The organism is Clostridioides sp. LIBA-6622 (assembly GCF_056716095.1).
The window spans coordinates 3,749,512-3,769,588 of record NZ_CP196998.1 but is presented as its reverse complement, the minus strand read 5'-3'; the positions used below and the strand labels follow the sequence as shown (position 1 = coordinate 3,769,588).

Genomic DNA, 20,077 nt, shown 5'->3' with positions numbered 1-20,077 from the left:
GGATGAAAATTAAAGATAATAAGGCTGTTTTTCATGTAATTATAAGGATATTTCTTATAGCTGTTTTAATTTTAACTGGGACATTATTAGAAGAAAAAATTAATAATGTTCCAGTACAAAATATAAGCGCGAAAGAAGAAAATACACTAGAATTACTTTCTCAAAGTAATACTTTAGGAGAAATTATGTATAAAGCATCTCAAGAGGAATCAAAAGGACCTGGAGCTACTTCTGAAAAAGTAGCGTACATAACAATAGATGACGGACCATCAAAATATACAAATGCACTACTTGATATTTTAAAAGAAAATGATGTCAAAGCGACATTTTTCATGCTTAATCAAAATATGAAAAACCATAAAGAAGAAGTAAAAAGGGTATTAGAAGAGAAAAATTCAATTGGTTTTCATAGTGTAAGTCATGATATACATAAGCTATATAAAAGTCCAGAAGTAACAGTTGGTGAGTTTAATACATGTAATGATACTTTACAAGATATAACTGGTCAGAGCTCAAAATTAATAAGATTACCATATGGAAGTAAACCATATATGCCAGAAGGTTCATATAGTAAACTTATGGCAAATGATTATTTAATTTGGGACTGGAATTTGGATACACAAGATTGGAAATCTTCTACAAGTCAAATAGTTAGTAATATATTGTATTATGGAAGAAAAAGAGATGAATTGGTAGTGTTAATTCATGAGAAAGAACAAAGTTTAAATGCTTTAAATAACATTATAAGAATTTTAAAAGAGAGAGGATACACAATATTGCCAATTACAGAGAATATTACACCTAAAAATTTCTGGCAAGAAAATTTATAATAAATTTAAATATAGTAAAAAATAGAGTAAATTATTTATGAAATAAAACATATAATTTATAAAATAGAATATAAAAAATACAGAATAATAAGCGAAATGTAAAGAAAATATAATGTGAAATTGAAAAAATATTGTTAAGATTTAAACGAAATAATAGTATATTTGTTGGAATTAGAAAATGAAATAAGTTGAAAAGATAGTATAGAAAATAGGAATTGTCATAAAATATAAAAATACAATTAAGAAAATTCAGAAAAAATAAAATAAAAATAATTGACAAAAAGAATAATATTTGTATATAATAATATGTAACATTAAAGACTGAGAAGAAGAGGAGTAAGTAAATACTACTAAAAGAGAGGAAAATTCACTGGCTGTAAGATTTTCTGAGTATAAGGTTTGCTGAATGTAGCTTTGGAGTTTCTAAACTGAACTGTTAGTAAGTTTAGACGGTTAGAACCGTTAAATTCTTTGAGAGTCAAAGTTGATAAAACAACATTAAACAATATTTGATTATATATTAATGTGTTTTAAGCTTTGGAATTAAGGTGGTAACGCGAGCTTTTCGTCCTTTTTAAAGAGGATGAAGGGCTCTTTTTTATTTCTAGAGATATTTTAAAAAATTTATTTATAAAAATACAGGAGGCAAGACAATGGAAAATACGAACTTATCAAAAACTTATAATCCAAAAGATTTTGAGGCTAGGTTATATAAAAAATGGATGGATGAAGGGTATTTTAAATCTAAACCAAATCCAGATAAAAAACCATTTACAATAATGATGCCACCACCAAACATAACAGGGCAATTGCATATGGGACATGCTCTTGACCATACACTTCAGGATATATTAATCAGATGGAAGCGTATGGATGGGTATGAAGCTTTTTGGCTTCCAGGAACAGACCATGCTTCTATAGCAACCGAAGTTAAAGTTGTTGAAAGAATAAAAAAAGAAGAAGGTAAAACAAAGTATGAAATAGGTAGAGATGAATTTTTAAAGAGAGCTTGGGAATGGAAAGATGAATTTGGAGGAAAAATATCTAATCAGCTTAAACAATTAGGAGACTCTTGTGATTGGGATAAAGAGAGATTTACTATGGATGAAGGGTGTAATGAAGCAGTTATAGAATTCTTTGTAAAGCTATATGAAAAAGGTCATATATACAGAGGAAATAGAATAATAAACTGGTGCCCAGATTGTAAAACTACTTTATCAGATGCAGAAGTTGAACATGAAGAACATGACGGAAACTTTTATCATATAAAATACCAACTAAAAGATAGTGAGGATTTCTTAGAAATAGCCACAACTAGACCTGAGACGATGATAGGAGATACTGGTATAGCAGTAAATCCAGAAGATGATAGATATAAACACTTAATAGGAAAAACAGCAATACTTCCATTAGTAGGAAGAGAACTTCCAATAGTTGCAGATAGTTATGTTGACTTAGAGTTTGGAACTGGTGCAGTTAAGATGACTCCAGCTCATGACCCTAATGATTTTGAAGTAGGATTAAGACATAATCTTGAACAGCTAAATACTATGAATGAAGATGGAACTATGAATGAAGTTTGTGGAAAATATGAAGGTATGGATAGATTTGAGTGCAGAAAAGCTATCGTAGCAGACTTAAAAGAGCAAGGTTACCTAATTAACATAAAAGAGCATAATCATAATGTAGGAACTTGTTACAGATGCCATACAGTAGTTGAGCCTAGGCTATCAGAGCAATGGTTTGTTAAGATGGAAGAACTTGCAAAACCAGCTATAGACATTCTTAAAAACGGAGAACTAGAATTTGTTCCAGAAAAATTTGATAAAACTTATTTACAATGGTTAGAAAATATAAGAGATTGGTGTATATCAAGACAATTATGGTGGGGCCATCAAATACCAGCTTACTATTGTCAGGAATGTGGAGAAACAGTAGTTGCAAAAGAAATGCCAGATAAATGTCCTAAATGTGGAAGCACTCATTTTAAGCAAGATGAAGATGCATTAGATACTTGGTTTAGTTCTGCACTATGGCCTTTCTCTACTTTAGGATGGCCAAATAAAACTGAAGCTTTAGATTACTATTACCCAACAAGCGTGCTTGTTACAGGATACGATATAATATTCTTCTGGGTAGTTAGAATGGCATTTGCAGGTATGTTCTGTATGAATGAGAAGCCATTTGACCATGTATTAGTTCATGGATTGGTTAGAGATTCTCAAGGGAGAAAGATGAGTAAATCTTTAGGAAATGGTATTGACCCATTAGAGATAATCGAGCAATATGGAGCTGATGCACTAAGATTTACATTAACAACTGGAAATTCCCCAGGAAATGATATGAGATTCTATATGGAAAGAGTAGAATTTGCTAGAAACTTTGCCAATAAATTGTGGAATGCATCAAGATTTGTATTTATGAATATTGATGAAGATATAATTAAAAACATAACTAGAGAAAGTGTTGAAGATAACTTAACTCTAGCAGATAAATGGATAATATCAAGAGCAAATAATATTGTAAAAGAAGCAACTAATAATATGGATAAGTTTGATTTAGGAATAGCACTTCAAAAGATATATGATTTCACTTGGTCAGAGTACTGTGACTGGTATATTGAAATGGTTAAACCTAGATTATATGGAGAAGATACAAACGCTAAATCTGCAGCATTATACACATTGACTTATGTTCTTGAAAAGATATTAAAATTATTACATCCATATATGCCATTTATAACAGAGGAAATATACACTTATCTTCCTACTGTTGAAGGATGTATAATAGTATCTGAGTGGCCAAAATATAATGAAGAAGATAACATGGTTGAAGAAGAAGAAATGATGAACTTATTAATGGAAGGTATAAGAAGTATAAGAAATGTGAGAGCAGAAATGAATGTACCGCCTTCTAAAAAAGCTAAGTTGATAATAGTACCAAGTGAAGAAAAGATAGAAGCTATTGAACTTGGTAAAGATTATTTTATAACTTTAGCATCTGCTTCAAATGTTGAGATAGCAAAAGATAAATCTAATGTTCCAGAAGATGCAGTTGGAGTAGTTATTGATGGTGTTGAGATATTTATACCTCTTAATGAACTAGTTGATTTTGAAAAAGAAATTGAGAGATTATCTAAAGAAAAGAAAAAATTAGAAGGAGAAATAAAGAGGGTTAATGGAAAACTTGCAAACCAAGGATTCCTAGCAAAAGCTCCTGAGAGTCTAATTGAAGAAGAAAAAGCCAAAAAGGAAAAATTTGAAGAAATGATTAAATCTGTTGAAGAGAGACTAACAAATTTAGAATCTAAAATAAAATAGATACAATAGTTAATAAAAACATACAAAAAGTACGTAATCTGTACTTTTTGTATGTTTTTCTTTCTATATATACAAATATGATGTTATAATTCATTACAGATGTGTTATATTTTTATCTTATTTTATGAGTATATTAATCCTATATATAAAAAAATTATAAGTAATAAAAATTTGCTATATTATGATATTTAATATAGGATGATAAAATACATATTACATTTATTTTCATATATTTTTTACACAATATATCTAGAAAAATAGATGAATTTATCGTAATTTAACTTTATGTATCAAAGATAATTACTAGAGGTAGTTTAATCGACAATTTAAGTTTGTAAAAAAATTTGAATATAAAAGTCAATGAGTACAGTTTGTAAATTGAAATAAAGTAAACTAAATGATATTTTAGATTTGGAGGTGATATTATGTTCAGGGTAGTTATATGTGATGACGAAAAAATACAAAGAAGCATACTGAAGGAATTTGCAGAAAAACTTTTGTCTGAAAGGTGTCTAAATTATCAAATACTGGAATTCTCCTGTGGAGAAGATTTAATATCCAGATACCCAGAAAAAATTGACATTATATTTTTAGACATCCAAATGAAAGATATCAATGGAATTGAGGTGGCTAAAAAAATAAGAAAGTTTGATGAAAAAGTAGAAATTATATTTACAACTGCTTTTTCAGAGTATGCCCCCCAAGGTTATGAAGTACGTGCTTATAGATATTTAGTAAAACCTATAGAGTATAATAACTTTGCAATGGGTGTAAATCTTTGTATTGATAACCTTCAAAGAAAGAAGGAGCGTTATATAGTTTTAAATAGTAAAAAAGGATTTAATAGAATACTTATAGATTCTATTTTATATGTTGAAACTGTAAAGAGAGATTTAGTTGTACATACATTAGGGAGAGATTATAAAGCCAATATGAGCATGAAACAAGCAGAAAAGTTACTGTGTGAAAATGGATTTTTCAGATGTCACACGAGTTTTATTGTCAATTTGAGAAGAATAGAAGATCTTGGAGATAATATGATTACTATTAATGAGAAGTTTATACCTATTAGTAAGTATAGACTTAAAGATTTAAAAGTAGCATTAACAAGCTTGTTATGTGATATAATGTATTAATTTTGAAAAAGGTAAACTAAAATATTTTAAAAAATATTTAAAGTCATCACAGAGCTATTGATTCAAGACTGTCTTAGTATGGAAAAAATTCTCTGTATTAAGACAGCCTTTATTATGATGTAAAATAGTAGCTTATAGATTCTTGATATTATTTCATTATGTGGAGTGCACAATTATAATAGATTAATTATTAGTATATTATGACTGATTTCTATATGCAGTATTTTTCAGCATCTTAGTTTTTTAATATACATTAAAGAATATTAAATCTTACAATATGACTCCGAAAAAGCATATAGATATTGCACCTACAGCTATTGAGATAGCAATAGACTTGAATTTATAAGCTACTAATAGTACTATTACACCTGATATAATTTTTGGATTGGTGAATGACATATATAAAGTATCTCCATTAAAAAAAATATCCTTTGCTATAAGTGAACTAAGTATAGCTATAGGTATAAACTTCATGATGTCTTTAATAGAATCAGGCATATCATTTTTTGAAAATATTATCATAGGCAAAATTCTCGGAATATAAGTGACAATTGCCATACCTAAAATAACTATAAGTATGTAATTAGTATTCATAGATTTCCTCCTTCTTGCGAGTTGATTTTTGTATATAGAATCCAAATAAAGCAGATAAAATAGATGCTATTATAATGACTAAACTGCTTTTAAAGAAAGTATATAAAACTATTGATAATAGGATAGAAAGCACTGAAACGAGTATATATACTTTACTTTTAATTTGATTAACTACTAATGTTATGAACATTGCTGTAAGTAGAAAGCCTGCAACAGAATCACTTATAGTGACAACTTCTCCAAGAAATGCTCCTAAGAAACAACTACCAGCCCATACTATTATACAAAGATTGTTTAGGTATAATGCGTGTCTATCTGTCCAATTGCCATAAGTGTATTTTTCTAAGTTTATAGCGAATGTTTCATCTGTAACACCATGACAAAAATACATTAGAAACCTCATATTTTTATTTTTTATATGCATATGTAAGTTGGAACTCATTAAAAAATTACGAAGATTCAATATAAATGTGGTTAGTATTATTGAAGCAATACTTCCATTTGAAGCCAACATTGAAGCAGCTACAAACTGCGAGCTACCTGCAAATACCATAAGTGACATCATTAATATGTAAAAGGCAGATAACCCTGCTTTTTGAAGCATAATACCACAAATAAGTCCTAATGGAATATATCCTAGAAATATTGGGATTGATGTCAGAAAACTTTCCTTTAAAATTTCTTTTCTTGATATTTCTTCTCTCAAATATAATCACCTCTCTAAAATAATGAATATTTATAAAATTCTATAAATATTTGTTTCATTTTATTATATCTATTTTAATTAGTTATATCAATGCCTGAGGCGATGCAGTATATATATTAAAAGAAGCATTTATAATTTGTAGAACTTATAGTAATGAATTTATAAATAGTTTAATTCTATTAAAAGATTTCCTTTTATGCAATTTATTTATTGAAATATGATATAATGTATAAGGGTGTAGGCATTAGTCATTAGGATAATGCCTATATAAATTTTTTAGAGCTTACTTGGCGCAAGTTTTTATATATTGATTTAAATGTATATTTATTCGCTATCTTTGGTGTTTTTTTACATATTGATTCATACCTTGTAGAATAAGATGTTTTGTAAAATAGACTGCAAGACAATTACATTTAAATTAATGTTCTTATAGTATATAAATAATTATTCCCCTAAATAAAATTGAGATTTATGATATTTAAATAAAAAAGTAGAATGTGTAATTGATGGTTAATTATAAATAAAGTATACAAGGGGATTGTCTTATAAGAAGGATAATCTCCTTTTTACAAATAATTCTAAATTGTGATATAAATCTAAAAATTTTATCTTATTATTTAACAATTTAATGATAATAATTGATATAATGAATATAAATTGAATATATAGTATACTTAATTTATGTTTTTAGAAACAAATAGGGCATTTAAAAGAGAAATTGTGCAACTTAAATTAAAGTTTAAGATGAACTAATTAACATAGATATATTAAAAACTTTTAGTAATGGAGAATATATGTGATATGAATAATAAAGTTAAGGTTGCAGTAGTAGATACAGGAATAGATAAAGAACATGATTACTTAAAGGATAACTTAGTTGGAGGAATTGCTTTTGAATGTATACATGATTATATTTTTATATCAGATAAATTTGATGATGAAGATGGTCATGGAACTGCTTGTGCATCAATAATAAAGAAGGAATATGAAGATGTAGAGCTATTTGTCATAAAAGTTTTAGGAAAAGATAGTATTGCAGATATAAAAGTTCTTGAAGAAGCATTAAAATATCTTTTAGACACTAACATAAGATTGATTAACTTAAGTTTATCAGTCATAGGAGTAGAAAGTGTTAAGGGATTATTTGAGGTTTGTTATGAATTGTTTAGAAAAGGAAAAATAATAGTATGTTCATTATCTAATAACTTTGACTTAAGTTATCCAGCAATGTTTAATAATGTTATAGGAGTTAGAGGATTTACTTTAGATGTAAATGATTCTTTTTGGTACAATAAAAGATATGATGTTCAATGTGTTATGGATAGTAATTCATATATAAGTTGTGATATAAACAACTCTTACAGATTACCACCAAAATGTAATAGCTATGTAGCAGCAAAGTTTACTGGTAAAATAGCTAAGATATTGTCAGAAAATCCAGATATAGCAATATCTGATTTAAATGATAAACTTGAACTATTAGCAACTAAAAATCATTGGCATAGTTTTGATTTCAATGAATATAGTAGAATTCCAAACTTTAAACTTGATTTGTATGACAAAGAAAATACTCTTCTTATGAAAGTTGCTGATGTTGTTAGAGATTGCCTAAATATTAAAGCTGATAATGAAAAATTATTTCAAGGTAGTCTTTTTAATAAAGAAATAGGATTAGTTTATGATAATTGTTTTAATTTACTTCAAAAATTAGAACAGGTATTTAACATAAAATTTAATTATATGGATATATCTAAATATGATTTAGTTTCAATATATACATTAACTGAGTTAGTAGAAATGTATATAAATAAAAAATTATAAATAAAGAAGAAGTAGTTAGATTTAATGTATAAGGTATTAGATTATATGTATTCTTTGTCAGTAGATTAAAAGCAGAAAATATACTATAATTAGATAACATAAAAGAAAATGCCGATACAGGGGGAATTAGATAATGAAATATGAAGAAGCATTAGAGTATATATCACAAACCAATAAATTTGGTGTAAGATTAGGTCTAGAGAATATTGGAAAATTATTAGAATTATTGGGGAATCCACAAGAAACTTTAAATATAATACATGTAGCTGGAACTAATGGAAAAGGCTCAGTGTGTTCTTTTGTTTCTAATATACTAAGAGAGTGTGGATATAAAGTTGGTTTATATACATCTCCGTATTTAGAAACCTTTACTGAACGTATAAGAGTAAATGGAGAAAATATACCACAAGACGATGTTGCTAGGATAATTGAATTAATAAAAGAAAAAATAGATATTATGGTAGGACAAGGCTATGCATATCCAACAGAGTTTGAGGTGGTTACTGCAATGGCATTTTATTACTATTCAGAGCAAAAGGTGGATTTTGTAGCGTTAGAAGTTGGTCTAGGCGGAAGATATGATGCTACAAATATAATAACAAAATCACTTGTAAGCGTGATAGCATCTATAAGTTTAGATCATACAGGGATACTTGGAGATACGATAGAAAAAATAGCATATGAAAAGGCTGGTATAATAAAGGAAAATGGAGTAGTGCTTGTATATGACCAGACTGATGAAGCAAAAAATGTCATAAAGTCAGTTTGCAATGAGAAAAAAGCACAATATATAGAAGTTAATTTTGATAATATAAATATAAAGAAATCAGATATAGAATCTCAAATATATGACTGTACTGTAATGAAAGAAATTTACAAAGACCTTGAAATAAAATTGATAGGTGAACATCAGATAAATAATTCTATATTGGCAATAAGTGTAATAAAATATCTAAAAGATATAAATAAATTAGAAAATATAAATGAAAAATCTATAAGAAAAGGGCTTATAACTACTAAGTGGCCAGGGAGAATAGAAAAAATAAAAGAAAATCCAATTTTTATAATAGATGGTGCACATAATGAAGATGGAGCAAAATCTTTAGCAAAGGCACTTAATAATAATTTTAAAGATAGAAGTTTAACTCTATTAATAGGCATGTTAGAAGATAAAGACATTGATAGTGTTTTAGATATATTATTGCCACATTTTAATAAGGTAATAACAACAACACCTAGCAATCCAAGAGCCATAAATTCAGATATACTAAAAGAGAAAGTATTAAAATATGTAGATGATGTAACATCAAAACATGAGATAGAAGATGCAGTAAATTATACATTAGAAACATCAAATAAGGATGATGTGATAATAAGTGCAGGTTCTTTATATATGATTGGTACAGTGAGAACTTTAGTAAAGAAATTATAACTTTATAAAATAAATATATGAATACAAATAAAAATATGAAAAAGAGCTATCTACTAACTTAGATAGCTCTTTTTATATAAAATAAGTTTTTAATAATTTTTCTGATGTTTATATAGCAGTAATTATATAGATTGACGTATAGCTTTAGATAACTGGTCTGGGCAAGAAGTACCTTTTCCTCCACAATCAATACCATTTAATTTATCAGCAACTTCAAGGGCATTTTGACCAATGATTAAGCTTCTAAGCCCTGATAAATTACCATTACATCCTCCTATGAACTCAGCATCAACAATCACATTATTTTCATCCACTTCAAAAACCATTTCTCTACAACAGACACCGCTTGGGTTAAATGTTACTTTCATTAAAAAGACCTCCATTAAATATTATTTCATTTTTTTAACATTAATAATAATACCAAATATATGCGTAATAATGCAACTATAAAGCATAATACAAGCTAATGAAATAATATATTATTGTAGTATATGTATTGTGGAGAGGAGGGGTTATGTGAAAATCTATATTTCTAACTATCTATCAAAGAGTATTAGCATAGTTGATTATTCTACACTTGAGCTAGAAAAGGAAATAGTATTAGAAGATAATATATATCCACATCATTTTTGCATAGAAAAAGAAAAAAATTTAATATACATACCTAGCTCAAGTAATGGGATACTCTATGTCTTGGATTTAAGCAATGATAAAATAATTGATACTGTTTCCATAGGAGGAAGTCTTAGTCAAGTTGTGCTTAGTGATAATGAATTATTTGTAGCAAATGAAGATTCTAATAGTATATATGTATTGGATAAAAACACATTAAATCCAATAGGAATTATTGGTGTTGATAATATGCCGCATGGATTTGATTTTGACAGAGAAAGCAAGAAGTTATATGTACCATGTATAAATTCAATAGTATGTATAGATACAATAAATAAAAATATACAAAAGAAAATTAATATGGACTTTAGAGCCTGGCATATAGAACTTGATAAACAAAAGAAAGAAATGTATATATCAACACTCGATGGAAAGCTTATAATAGTTGATGAAGTAAGTATGGATATTAAAAAGGTATTATATGAATTCTTATTACCAGTAGAAATAAGATTTAATTATAGTGGGAAAAAAGTTTATGTCGCTGATTTGGGTTATAATAATGTGAGAATTTTAGATTATACAACAAGTAGATACATTGGAAATATTGAGATAAACGGAATTCCACAGGGATTAGAAATATCTAAAGATGAAAGGCTATTATTCGTATCAGATACACAAGAAAACTCAGTAAAAGTTTATGAAACTGCAAATAACAAATTGATAAAAGAAATTAAGGTAGGAAAAGAGCCTACAACTATAATTTGTTTGTAGGCCTTAATGTATGTCTCTTATAAGTAAGTCGATAACTTCGGCATACATATAAGATGCATTATTTTTCCAGTTGTTGCAAATAAGTTTTGCTTGTTTTTCTGATGAAACATTTAGATTTAAATCTATTAAGTTAGACTGATTTTCTATGACTCTAAGGTTGACAATAAATTCATTATCACTTTGTTTTACAAAACTAGACTTTACTTGAGTATCTGCTAGTAAATTTTCTTTATTAGAATCTATATACTTGTCTATTTTTTCTGTAACACTAGTAGGTATTCGATTAAAGAAGTATTCTAGACTTTCTACGCCTCTTTGAGTAAGAGCATAATATTCTCTGTCAGAGTCTTTATATGTAGTCAAAAACTTAGATTCCATAAGCTGAGATAAAAGCTGTTGCAATGAAAAGTAATTCATCATCTCAGTCTCTAATACTACTTGAGTTATTTGAGAATTAGTTAAATCCATTTTAATTTTTTCTAATATATATAAAATTAAAAGTTTATGATACGCTAATTCTTCAGACGAGTTTTCAAACATAAATATCATCCTCCGTCAAACTATTTCTATATATAATATATTAAACTAATTTATACAAAATTAAAAGAACAATTTGTATAGTATTATGAATCTTTAACAAATCATATAAAATTAATTTTATAAACAAATACAGAGAAACAGGGCTACTAATTAGCAGCCCTGTTGATACCCAGGTGTCAAAATTTACTATCTATTTTCCAGCCATTTGTCTTTCAGCCATTTCAACTAATTTCTTAGTCATGTATCCACCAACATATCCATTTTCTCTAGCTGTTAAGTTACCTTTGTCTATGTTTTCATAGTTAGATAAACCTATTTCGTTAGCTATTTCTAATTTCATTTGGTTTAAAGCAGCTTTTGCTTCTGGCACTACTGTTCTGTTTGAATTTGACATAGTAAATTTCCTCCTCAAATAATTAGTTTATGATGTCTAACAACACTTTTATTTATGTGATGTTAATACTAATTTCTCCAAAATAAAAACAATATATACAGAAAAATAAAGGTAAAAATGTAAAAAATATTAAAAAATTAAATAAATGAAGATTTTGAAGCATCTAACTAGAACAATATAGGCTTTGTTTTTTTACTTATTGTCTTATAAATTAAATATTACAGTACTTTTTTGAGCTAAAAAAAAATAAATTTTAAATATAGAAGAAATTATTTAAAAGGGGGAATTGTATGAAAAGAGAAGTCAAAAGAACTAAAGCTTTGATATATAGTGTTTTATTTTTTTCATTATTATTAGTATTAATATTTGCTCTTGTTTATGGAATAAAGTACATATGTTCCAATTCTGATAACTCAAAAATGCCTATATATAAAGTTGATACAAATGAGAAAAAAATAGCTTTAAGTTTTGATGTTGCGTGGGGAACTAATAATATGGATGAAATTCTAAAGATTTTAGATAAACATAATGTAAAAGCTACTTTTTTTCTAGTTGGTAGCTGGGTAGATGATAATCAAGATATTGTAAAGTCTATAGATGAAAAAGGACATGAAATTGGAAATCATTCAAATACCCATGCGAATTTGAAAGAAATATCAAAAGAAGATATAAAAAAGGAAGTAGAAACTACATCAGGAAAAATATTTAATATAACAGGAAAAAGGACTAATTTGTTTAGACCACCTTTTGGAGATGTAAACAACAAAGCTATGGACATTTGCAGTGATTTAGGTTATAAAGTAATTAAGTGGGATGTAGACTCTATAGATTGGAAAGAACTTGGTCCAAATCACGTAATTGAAAAAGTAATAAAAGAATCTCAACCTGGTTCAATAGTTTTATTTCATGCTAATATAAATGATGTAGATAACTATTTAGATACTATAATAAGTAAACTTAAAAAAGATGGATACAGTTTAGTAAAAGTATCTGACTTATTGTATAAAGATAATTACATAGTTGATTCTAATGGAGTGCAAAAACCTAGGAATTGACAAGCAGTAAATGTATATTTTAAGTAAAGTTGTGGTAAATTATATAGTATATGTTAGAAAAGTGTCGATAAAAAGACGGTGTCTATTTATTGACACTTTTTATGCATGTATGCGATATCAATAATTATAGATTAAATTGATTAAAAAAGTGTCTAATAATTGACTTTTTCAAAATGAGTTTAAATGTCTAAAAGAAATTATGGATGCTGTAAGATAGTATTTTCAAAGGGTATAAGTTTGTTTAAAAGTTGGCATAGAAATTGCTTTGTTAATAATCGATATGTTCTATAGAAATAAACAATATGTTAAGACATTGTAATAGAAAAACAACATTAACATTATTTGAACAAGCTTATAAAAAAAATTAATATACTTAAGGGGGCGTACTAGTTGAACAAACTATATTCTATTTTATTAAAACAACACGTTGGTGGTCCAGATAAGCCAGTAGTAAGTGTTGGAGATGTAGTAAAAAAAGGAACTCTAATCGCAGAACCAGCAGGATTAGGGGCAAATATTTATGCCAGTGTTAGCGGAAAAATAAGTGAAATAAATGACCAAGCTATAGTAATTGAAGCTGATGAAGTGCAAGATGATACTTTTGAACCATTAAAAGGAGAAGGTATACTTGACCTAATTAAAGAAGCTGGAGTTGTGGGAATGGGTGGAGCAGGATTCCCTACTCATATAAAATTAAACATAGATTTAAAAGGTGGAACAATATTAGCAAATGCTGCTGAATGTGAACCTTTATTAGCTCATAACATAAAAGAAATAGAAGAAAGACCAGAAATAGTTTACCAAGGTATAAAGTATGCTATGGAAGTTACTAATGCTGGAAAAGGTATGCTAGCAATAAAAAGCAAGCATCCAGAAGCAATAGCAGCATTCAAGAAAGTAATAAAGCCAGGAGATAACATAGAAGTTGCAGAACTAGTTGACATGTACCCAATGGGAGAAGAGAGAGCGATAGTAAGAGATGTTCTAGGTAAATTACTTGAGCCAACTCAATTACCTTCAGAAGCTAATGCAGTAGTAATAAATGTAGAAACGTTAACTAGAATAGTAGAAGCTGTTGAGAAAAAAAGACCAGTTATATCTAAAAATGTAACTGTAGTTGGTCAATTAAACAGTGGAAAAGAATCTATAGTATTTGAAGATGTGCCAATCGGAACTACTGTTGGAGAATTAATTGAAAGAGCTGGTGGAATAAAAGGTGAATATGGTGAAATAATCTTAGGAGGACCTTTCACTGGTAAAGCTACTACTTTAGATACTCCAATAACTAAAACTAGTGGTGGTATAATCGTTACTATGCCATTTGTTAATGAAAAGAGAAAAATGGGTCTTTTAGTCTGTGCATGTGGACCTAATGAAGAAAGAATGAGAGACATAGCAGCTAAAATGGGAGTTACTGATATAGTATCAGTTCAAAAATGTAAACAAGCTCAAGAAATTAAAGGTGCATTAAAATGTGAAAATCCAGGACACTGTCCAGGACAAGCTCAAAAATGTATAGAATTTAAGAAAGCTGGAGCAGAAGTTATATTAATCGGAAACTGTACTGACTGTAGTAATACAGTAATGGGTTCTGCACCAAAATTAAAATTAGGTGTATATCATATTACTGACCATGTAATGAGAACAGTTAATCACCCATTAATAAGAAGAATAAAAGGTGATGTAAGATTAAAAATAAAATAATATAAAAATATATAATAAAACATCCTTGGAAAAAATTTTAAAATTATTTTCAAGGATGTTTTTTGTTGTGATATGTCGATAACATTAACGAATAATATAAATAATATGGAAAAAATAGACAAAATATAATATATACTATATAATAGTGGCAATAGCTATTAAAATTATATTAGACAAAAACAAACTCAGATATGTGGCCATATTGACATATAAAAATTGAATTGAGTCAATTATCCAATAGAGTTAAGATTTTTTGTATTATCTCAAGATACTCTAAAGTATCTTTTTTAGTGTGGAAATAAGTTTTTGTCTCTTGCTAATAATTTTAGAATGTTCGTAAAGAGTGCACTTAAAAAATAAAAAGTATTACAAAAAAATAAAAAGTATTACAGACATAAAAATTACTAAAAACCTATTTATAGAAACTGTGAAGTATATCTTAAATTTGGGCACTTAAAAGATATATGGAGTTAGTAGTGCAACCTGCTATAAATATAAATAGGAGGAAAATCTTGAAAATAAAAATTAAAAAATCAAGTATAGTTAGTTTAGTAATTGCTTTTAGTATAGCATTTACTGCATTTGCACCAATAATATCTTATGCTGACGAAGTAAGTGGAAAAGATACAATACTTGATGGAGAGAAACCATCAGGAGGAGAAACACCAGACGGAGAGAAACCATCAGGAGGAGAAACACCAGACGGAGAGAAACCATCAGGAGGAGAAACACCAGATGGAGAGAAACCATCAGGAGGAGAAACACCAGATGGAGAGAAGCCATCAGGAGGAGAAACACCAGATGGAGAGAAGCCATCAGGAGGAGAAACACCAGATGGAGAGAAACCATCAGGAGGAGAAACACCAGATGGAGAGAAACCATCAGGAGGAGAAACACCAGATGGGGAGAAGCCATCAGGAGGAGAAACACCAGATGGAGAGAAACCATCAGGAGGAGAAACACCAGATGGAGAGAAACCATCAGGAGAAGAAATTCCAGATGGAGAGAAACCATTAGATGAAATTATACCATCACAAGAAGAGGAAGAATTAGAAGTAGAAGAAATGAGTTTGAATAAGAATATTGAAGATATTCTTAATCTTACTATATCTCAAATAAATAAGCTTGTATATAATTTCTGGGGAGACGAAAATGATGTAAAAACAGATGGACAGTCAGAAATTAATGAAGTACTTACTTCAAAGGATGGAAATACTAGTCTTTGGTATAATGATAAAAATTCAAAAGTAAAGAATACTTTTTTATTAAAAGAAACAGATGGTTCAGATAGACCTTATTTTAATATAAGATTTGATGAGAATACAAAAACTTTAACTTTCGATTATGTAATAGAAGGTCTTATAGGTGGAAGTTCTAAGGATGGTAAATATGTAATAGAAGGTGAAGATGGAGACCAAACTGCATTCTGTTATAATAATCATTTAAAATCTCCAAGTAGTGAACATAAGAGTCCATATTTACCAGCAGAAGACTTTAATGGTCAAGAAAATCAAAATGAAGATGCAATTAAATCTATACTATATGCAGGTTCTGAGTTTGATGGATTTGGATATAAGCAACAATTTAATTTAGGTGGAAAAGAATATGAAATTATGGCTCATTCTGTTACTCAAGATGCAATTTGGATTACACTTGGACAAATGAATGAGCAAGAAAGACTTAAGTTATATCAAAATACTATAAAACTTTATGATAGATTTATAGCAGATGCAAAAACAGAAGAAGAAAAAGCTGAGTATCTAAAAGGCAAAGAAGCAGCAATAAATAGAAAAGCTTATTTAGAAGCATTATTAGAAGCTGGTCGTAAGGAGTTAAAGCCAAATGATACAGGAAAACCTAGTTTAAGTAATGGTTTAACTGATATTAAATTTGATAAAAATCAAGATGGAACTTACGAAACAGAAGCTGTAGCTCTAGTGGGTTATAGTGGTGTGGTTAAGTTGAAATTACCAGATGGAGTAACTGCTTATGATGAAAATGGAAATATAATAGGTACAGGTGAAGTAGAAATTTCAACACAACAAAAGTTTAAACTTAAGAGTGTAGATAAGCCAGATGTAAAAGATAAGATATCTGCGTTATCTTATGATTATATTTTCCCAAAAGCTATTCAATATTTTAAGACAGTTTTCGATTTTGGAAAAAAAGACCACTCATCTACACTACCAGCTAGTAAGCAAAATTTATTGAGCTATACAATAGAACAAAAAAGTGGTGAAGAAGTTAATTTCAATATAGGTGTACCAACAGATGGAAACCCAGATGTGAATCCACCAATACCACCATATAATGGTAATGATAACTCAAATGGTCATAAACCTAAACCATCACCACCAACAGATGACACAGTGATAAATCCACCAGTGCCACCAACAGATGATACAGTGATAAATCCACCAGTACCACCATCAGATGATGATACAGTGGTAAATCCACCAATACCACCAACAAATGATGATACATTGGTAAACCCACCAGTGCCACCATCAGGTGATGTAGTGGAAAATACATCAGTACCATCAAAAGATAATACAATAGTAAATCCACCAGTACCACCAACAAATGACACAGTTGTAAAATCACCAAAAACAGGTGATGAAACTCAAATAGTGCCATATGTACTTATTGGCATTATAGCAATTTGTGGATTGGTATATCAAACTAAAAGAACAAAAAATTAATATGAAGTATTGTTTGTTATTAAATTTAAAAATATATTGTCTCAAATTGATTTAAAATCACTTTGAGGCATTTTTTTATGTAAGTATAACCTTTTTGAAAACATATGTTAATTGTTTTGTGAATAGAAAAATAACTTGAAGGTGAAAATAGTATTGAAAAAATAATATACTAAGGGTATAATTCATTTGGTTTCATTTGTATAGATTTAAGTGTTAATTTTAGTATTTACATGAATTTATATTAGAAATTTGTATATTAATAACTTAATAAATTTTAATATTAATTATTTAATGAATTGTTATTATGATATGCTAGAATAAATATATATAAATAAGTTTTGATGATGTACTACTATAAAGGGGGGACTTTATGTTTTCGATACCAGAAGTAAAAAAAGTAGAAGAGGTAATGGATACAAAATTTACAACTATAGACGAAGACACAAGAATTGAAGATGCAATAAAAGAAATGATAAAAAGCAATACAAAAACTCTAATGGTAATAGATTCATCTGGTGAATTAAAAGGTATTATATCTATGACAGATATACATAATCTTTATGACATGCATAAGAAGTATGACGGTCAGCCAGTAAAACTTATAATGAAAAAAGATGTAATATATGTCAGTGAAGGTTTAACCTTAGATGAGTGTAGAGATATAATGATATTGAAAAATATAGGAATTCTTCCTGTTCTTAGAGACAATAAAATTATTGGAGTCTTAAAACAAGAGCATATTAGAGACTATTTATATATGCATTTAGAAGACTATGGATTGACTTTGAAATATATTATAGGACAAATTAAAGAAGGAATTTGTGCTATAAATAACGAAGGTGTAGTTATATTGTGGAATAAGTTTATGGAGGAAAGGTATGATATAAAATCTGAAGACATAGTCGGTCGACCGATGAACGAATTTTTGGAAAATACTATTTCAGAAAAAGTATTAAATAGTAAAATCGGTATGAGTGACTTATATTTTACGGATAAAAAAGAAAATATGTATGCATTAGTTCATGCGAATCCTATATTTTATAAGGAAGAATTTATTGGTGTTGTATGTACAGAGGTTGATGTTACAGAAGCAAAGATACTTTCTCTTGAACTTGAAAAGGTAAATGACACATTGAAATATTTAAAGAATGAAGTTAAAAACCTATCCAAAGGTAGCTTTGATAAAATTTTAGGTAAAAGTTATAAATTGGAAAAATCGAAAGCGATTGCAAAACAAGTAGCTAGAACCAATAGTAGTATATTTATTTGGGGCGAAAGTGGTACAGGTAAAGAAGTATTTGCAAGAGCTATTCATGATTATAGTGAAAGAAAAGGTCAATTTATACCTGTTAACTGTAGTGCCATACCAAATGAGTTATTTGAAAGTGAGTTTTTTGGGTATGAATCAGGTGCATTTACTGGAGCAAGTAAAAAAGGTAGAATAGGTATATTTGAACTTGCAAAGGATGGAACCGTATTTTTAGATGAAATTGCTGATTTACCTCTTAGCATGCAGGCTAAGTTGCTTAGGGTGTTGCAAGAAAAAGAAATAAGAAGAGTTGGTGGAGATACTACAATAAAAATAAATCCTAGAATAATATCGGCTACCAATAAAGACTTAGAGAAAATGGTAAAGTCAGAAAAGTTTAGAGAAGATTTATATTATAGATTAAATGTTGTGGAGATAAAGATTCCACCACTAAGAGAAAGAAAAGAAGATATAGGATTATTAGTTCATAGTTTTTTAGAAGAAATATGTAAACAAAACAATAAATCTGTTCTTACAATTAGCAAAGATGTAATAGATATATTTCAAAATTACAGATGGAAAGGCAACATTAGAGAATTAAAAAATACAATTGAAAATATGGTTGTTTTATCTCAAAACTCTAGAATAGAGGTGGAAGATGTACCAAGTTATATGATGGATTCCACTAATAAGAGTATTGAGGAAGAGGAATATCCTTTAGATTTGACAAAAGCTACTCAAAAGATTGAAGTAAAAAATATAACAAAGGCACTTAAAATGTCCAACGGAAATAAAGCTAAAGCAGCCAAAATATTAAATATACCAAGAACTACATTGTATTATAAGATAGACCAATATAAAATAGATGTGTCTAAAATATGACACATGACTAAATTTTGACAAAATAATAAATATAAGTCTGAAATATAGTGAAATCAATGGTTGTAACAATGATGTGTATGTAGGTGTGTTAAAAAAAATGAAAAAGTGTTGATAAATTGACACTTTTTTTTGTTTGAGAAAATGTTTACATATATAAAAAATAAACTGTTTTAAATAAATATTTATGTGATATTTGGCTAAAAATAGCGATAAGAGGAGAATCTATTATAGAAAAAATCTTTTTGTTAATAAGTTGGCATAGGAATTGCTTATATATAAAGTGACTTCAAATGAGAAAAAAACAATAATTTTGATGACTTACGTGGTTT

The 20,077-nt window shown here is 28.2% G+C and carries 15 protein-coding genes, 1 riboswitch and 1 other annotated feature; of the genes, 10 read left to right on the top strand and 5 right to left on the bottom strand.

Translation table 11 applies throughout. The features are described from left to right. The first annotated feature begins 2 nt into the window (after positions 1–2). From ACTG47_RS17590 to rgaR, 3 genes are all read left to right on the top strand, one after another. Positions 3–830, top strand: a complete 828-nt coding sequence (locus tag ACTG47_RS17590) for a polysaccharide deacetylase family protein (protein WP_169467156.1) — start codon at positions 3–5, stop codon at positions 828–830. Positions 831–1,144: 314 nt separating this feature from the next. Beyond that, positions 1,145–1,406 (top strand) — a binding site (T-box leader). Positions 1,407–1,483: 77 nt separating this feature from the next. Further along, positions 1,484–4,150 carry a valine--tRNA ligase gene (locus ACTG47_RS17585; protein WP_479925515.1) on the top strand — a complete coding sequence of 889 codons (2,667 nt, stop codon included), beginning with the start codon at positions 1,484–1,486 and terminating at the stop codon, positions 4,148–4,150. Between the two features lie 425 nt (positions 4,151–4,575). Continuing rightward, a complete protein-coding gene (gene rgaR / locus ACTG47_RS17580; protein WP_169467160.1) occupies positions 4,576–5,286 on the top strand; it encodes a two-component system response regulator RgaR in 711 nt (236 codons plus the stop codon). 270 nt (positions 5,287–5,556) lie between these two features. Here the strand turns inward: rgaR and ACTG47_RS17575 are convergent, their stop codons facing one another. Then, positions 5,557–5,880, bottom strand: coding sequence for an AzlD domain-containing protein (locus tag ACTG47_RS17575; protein ID WP_169467162.1), 324 nt, complete (start codon positions 5,878–5,880; stop codon positions 5,557–5,559). Continuing rightward, complete coding sequence (locus tag ACTG47_RS17570; protein WP_479925514.1) at positions 5,870–6,586, bottom strand: AzlC family ABC transporter permease; 717 nt, start codon at positions 6,584–6,586, stop codon at positions 5,870–5,872. The genes ACTG47_RS17575 and ACTG47_RS17570 overlap by 11 nt, the downstream gene beginning before the upstream one ends. An 801-nt stretch (positions 6,587–7,387) precedes the next feature. On the opposite strand from ACTG47_RS17570, the gene ACTG47_RS17565 reads away from it, so the two are divergent. After that, positions 7,388–8,407: a S8 family peptidase gene (locus ACTG47_RS17565; protein WP_479925513.1), complete on the top strand. Its 1,020-nt coding sequence runs from the start codon at positions 7,388–7,390 to the stop codon at positions 8,405–8,407. Positions 8,408–8,540: 133 nt separating this feature from the next. Next, entirely contained in the window at positions 8,541–9,839 is a 1,299-nt protein-coding gene (locus tag ACTG47_RS17560; protein WP_479925512.1) for a bifunctional folylpolyglutamate synthase/dihydrofolate synthase, read from the top strand. 122 nt (positions 9,840–9,961) lie between these two features. Here ACTG47_RS17560 and ACTG47_RS17555 read toward each other — a convergent pair whose 3' ends face one another. Further along, positions 9,962–10,207, bottom strand: a complete 246-nt coding sequence (locus tag ACTG47_RS17555; RefSeq protein WP_054271699.1) for a TIGR03905 family TSCPD domain-containing protein — start codon at positions 10,205–10,207, stop codon at positions 9,962–9,964. Between the two features lie 148 nt (positions 10,208–10,355). Between ACTG47_RS17555 and ACTG47_RS17550 the strand changes: the two genes are divergently transcribed. Next, the gene (locus tag ACTG47_RS17550; protein WP_054271698.1) at positions 10,356–11,222 is read left to right on the top strand and encodes a YncE family protein; all 867 of its coding nucleotides are present in this window, start codon (positions 10,356–10,358) and stop codon (positions 11,220–11,222) included. Between the two features lie 3 nt (positions 11,223–11,225). Here ACTG47_RS17550 and ACTG47_RS17545 read toward each other — a convergent pair whose 3' ends face one another. Next, on the bottom strand, positions 11,226–11,762 hold the full coding sequence (locus ACTG47_RS17545) for a DUF4364 family protein (RefSeq protein WP_009891708.1): 537 nt from the start codon (positions 11,760–11,762) through the stop codon (positions 11,226–11,228). Between the two features lie 190 nt (positions 11,763–11,952). Next, on the bottom strand, positions 11,953–12,156 hold the full coding sequence (locus ACTG47_RS17540) for an alpha/beta-type small acid-soluble spore protein (RefSeq protein WP_003422115.1): 204 nt from the start codon (positions 12,154–12,156) through the stop codon (positions 11,953–11,955). 290 nt (positions 12,157–12,446) lie between these two features. Between ACTG47_RS17540 and ACTG47_RS17535 the strand changes: the two genes are divergently transcribed. The 4 genes from ACTG47_RS17535 to prdR all read left to right on the top strand — a co-directional run bounded on the left by ACTG47_RS17535 (position 12,447) and on the right by prdR (position 19,748). After that, positions 12,447–13,211 carry a polysaccharide deacetylase family protein gene (locus ACTG47_RS17535; protein WP_479925511.1) on the top strand — a complete coding sequence of 255 codons (765 nt, stop codon included), beginning with the start codon at positions 12,447–12,449 and terminating at the stop codon, positions 13,209–13,211. 390 nt (positions 13,212–13,601) lie between these two features. Next, a complete protein-coding gene (gene prdC, locus ACTG47_RS17530) occupies positions 13,602–14,915 on the top strand; it encodes a proline reductase-associated electron transfer protein PrdC (protein ID WP_479925510.1) in 1,314 nt (437 codons plus the stop codon). Positions 14,916–15,326: 411 nt separating this feature from the next. Continuing rightward, positions 15,327–15,412, top strand: a riboswitch (cyclic di-GMP riboswitch). A gap of 15 nt (positions 15,413–15,427) precedes the next feature. Next, positions 15,428–17,617: a Cys-Gln thioester bond-forming surface protein gene (locus tag ACTG47_RS17525; RefSeq protein WP_479925509.1), complete on the top strand. Its 2,190-nt coding sequence runs from the start codon at positions 15,428–15,430 to the stop codon at positions 17,615–17,617. Between the two features lie 370 nt (positions 17,618–17,987). Continuing rightward, positions 17,988–19,748 carry a sigma-54 dependent transcriptional regulator PrdR gene (gene prdR / locus ACTG47_RS17520; RefSeq protein WP_479925508.1) on the top strand — a complete coding sequence of 587 codons (1,761 nt, stop codon included), beginning with the start codon at positions 17,988–17,990 and terminating at the stop codon, positions 19,746–19,748. Positions 19,749–20,077 lie beyond the last annotated feature (329 nt).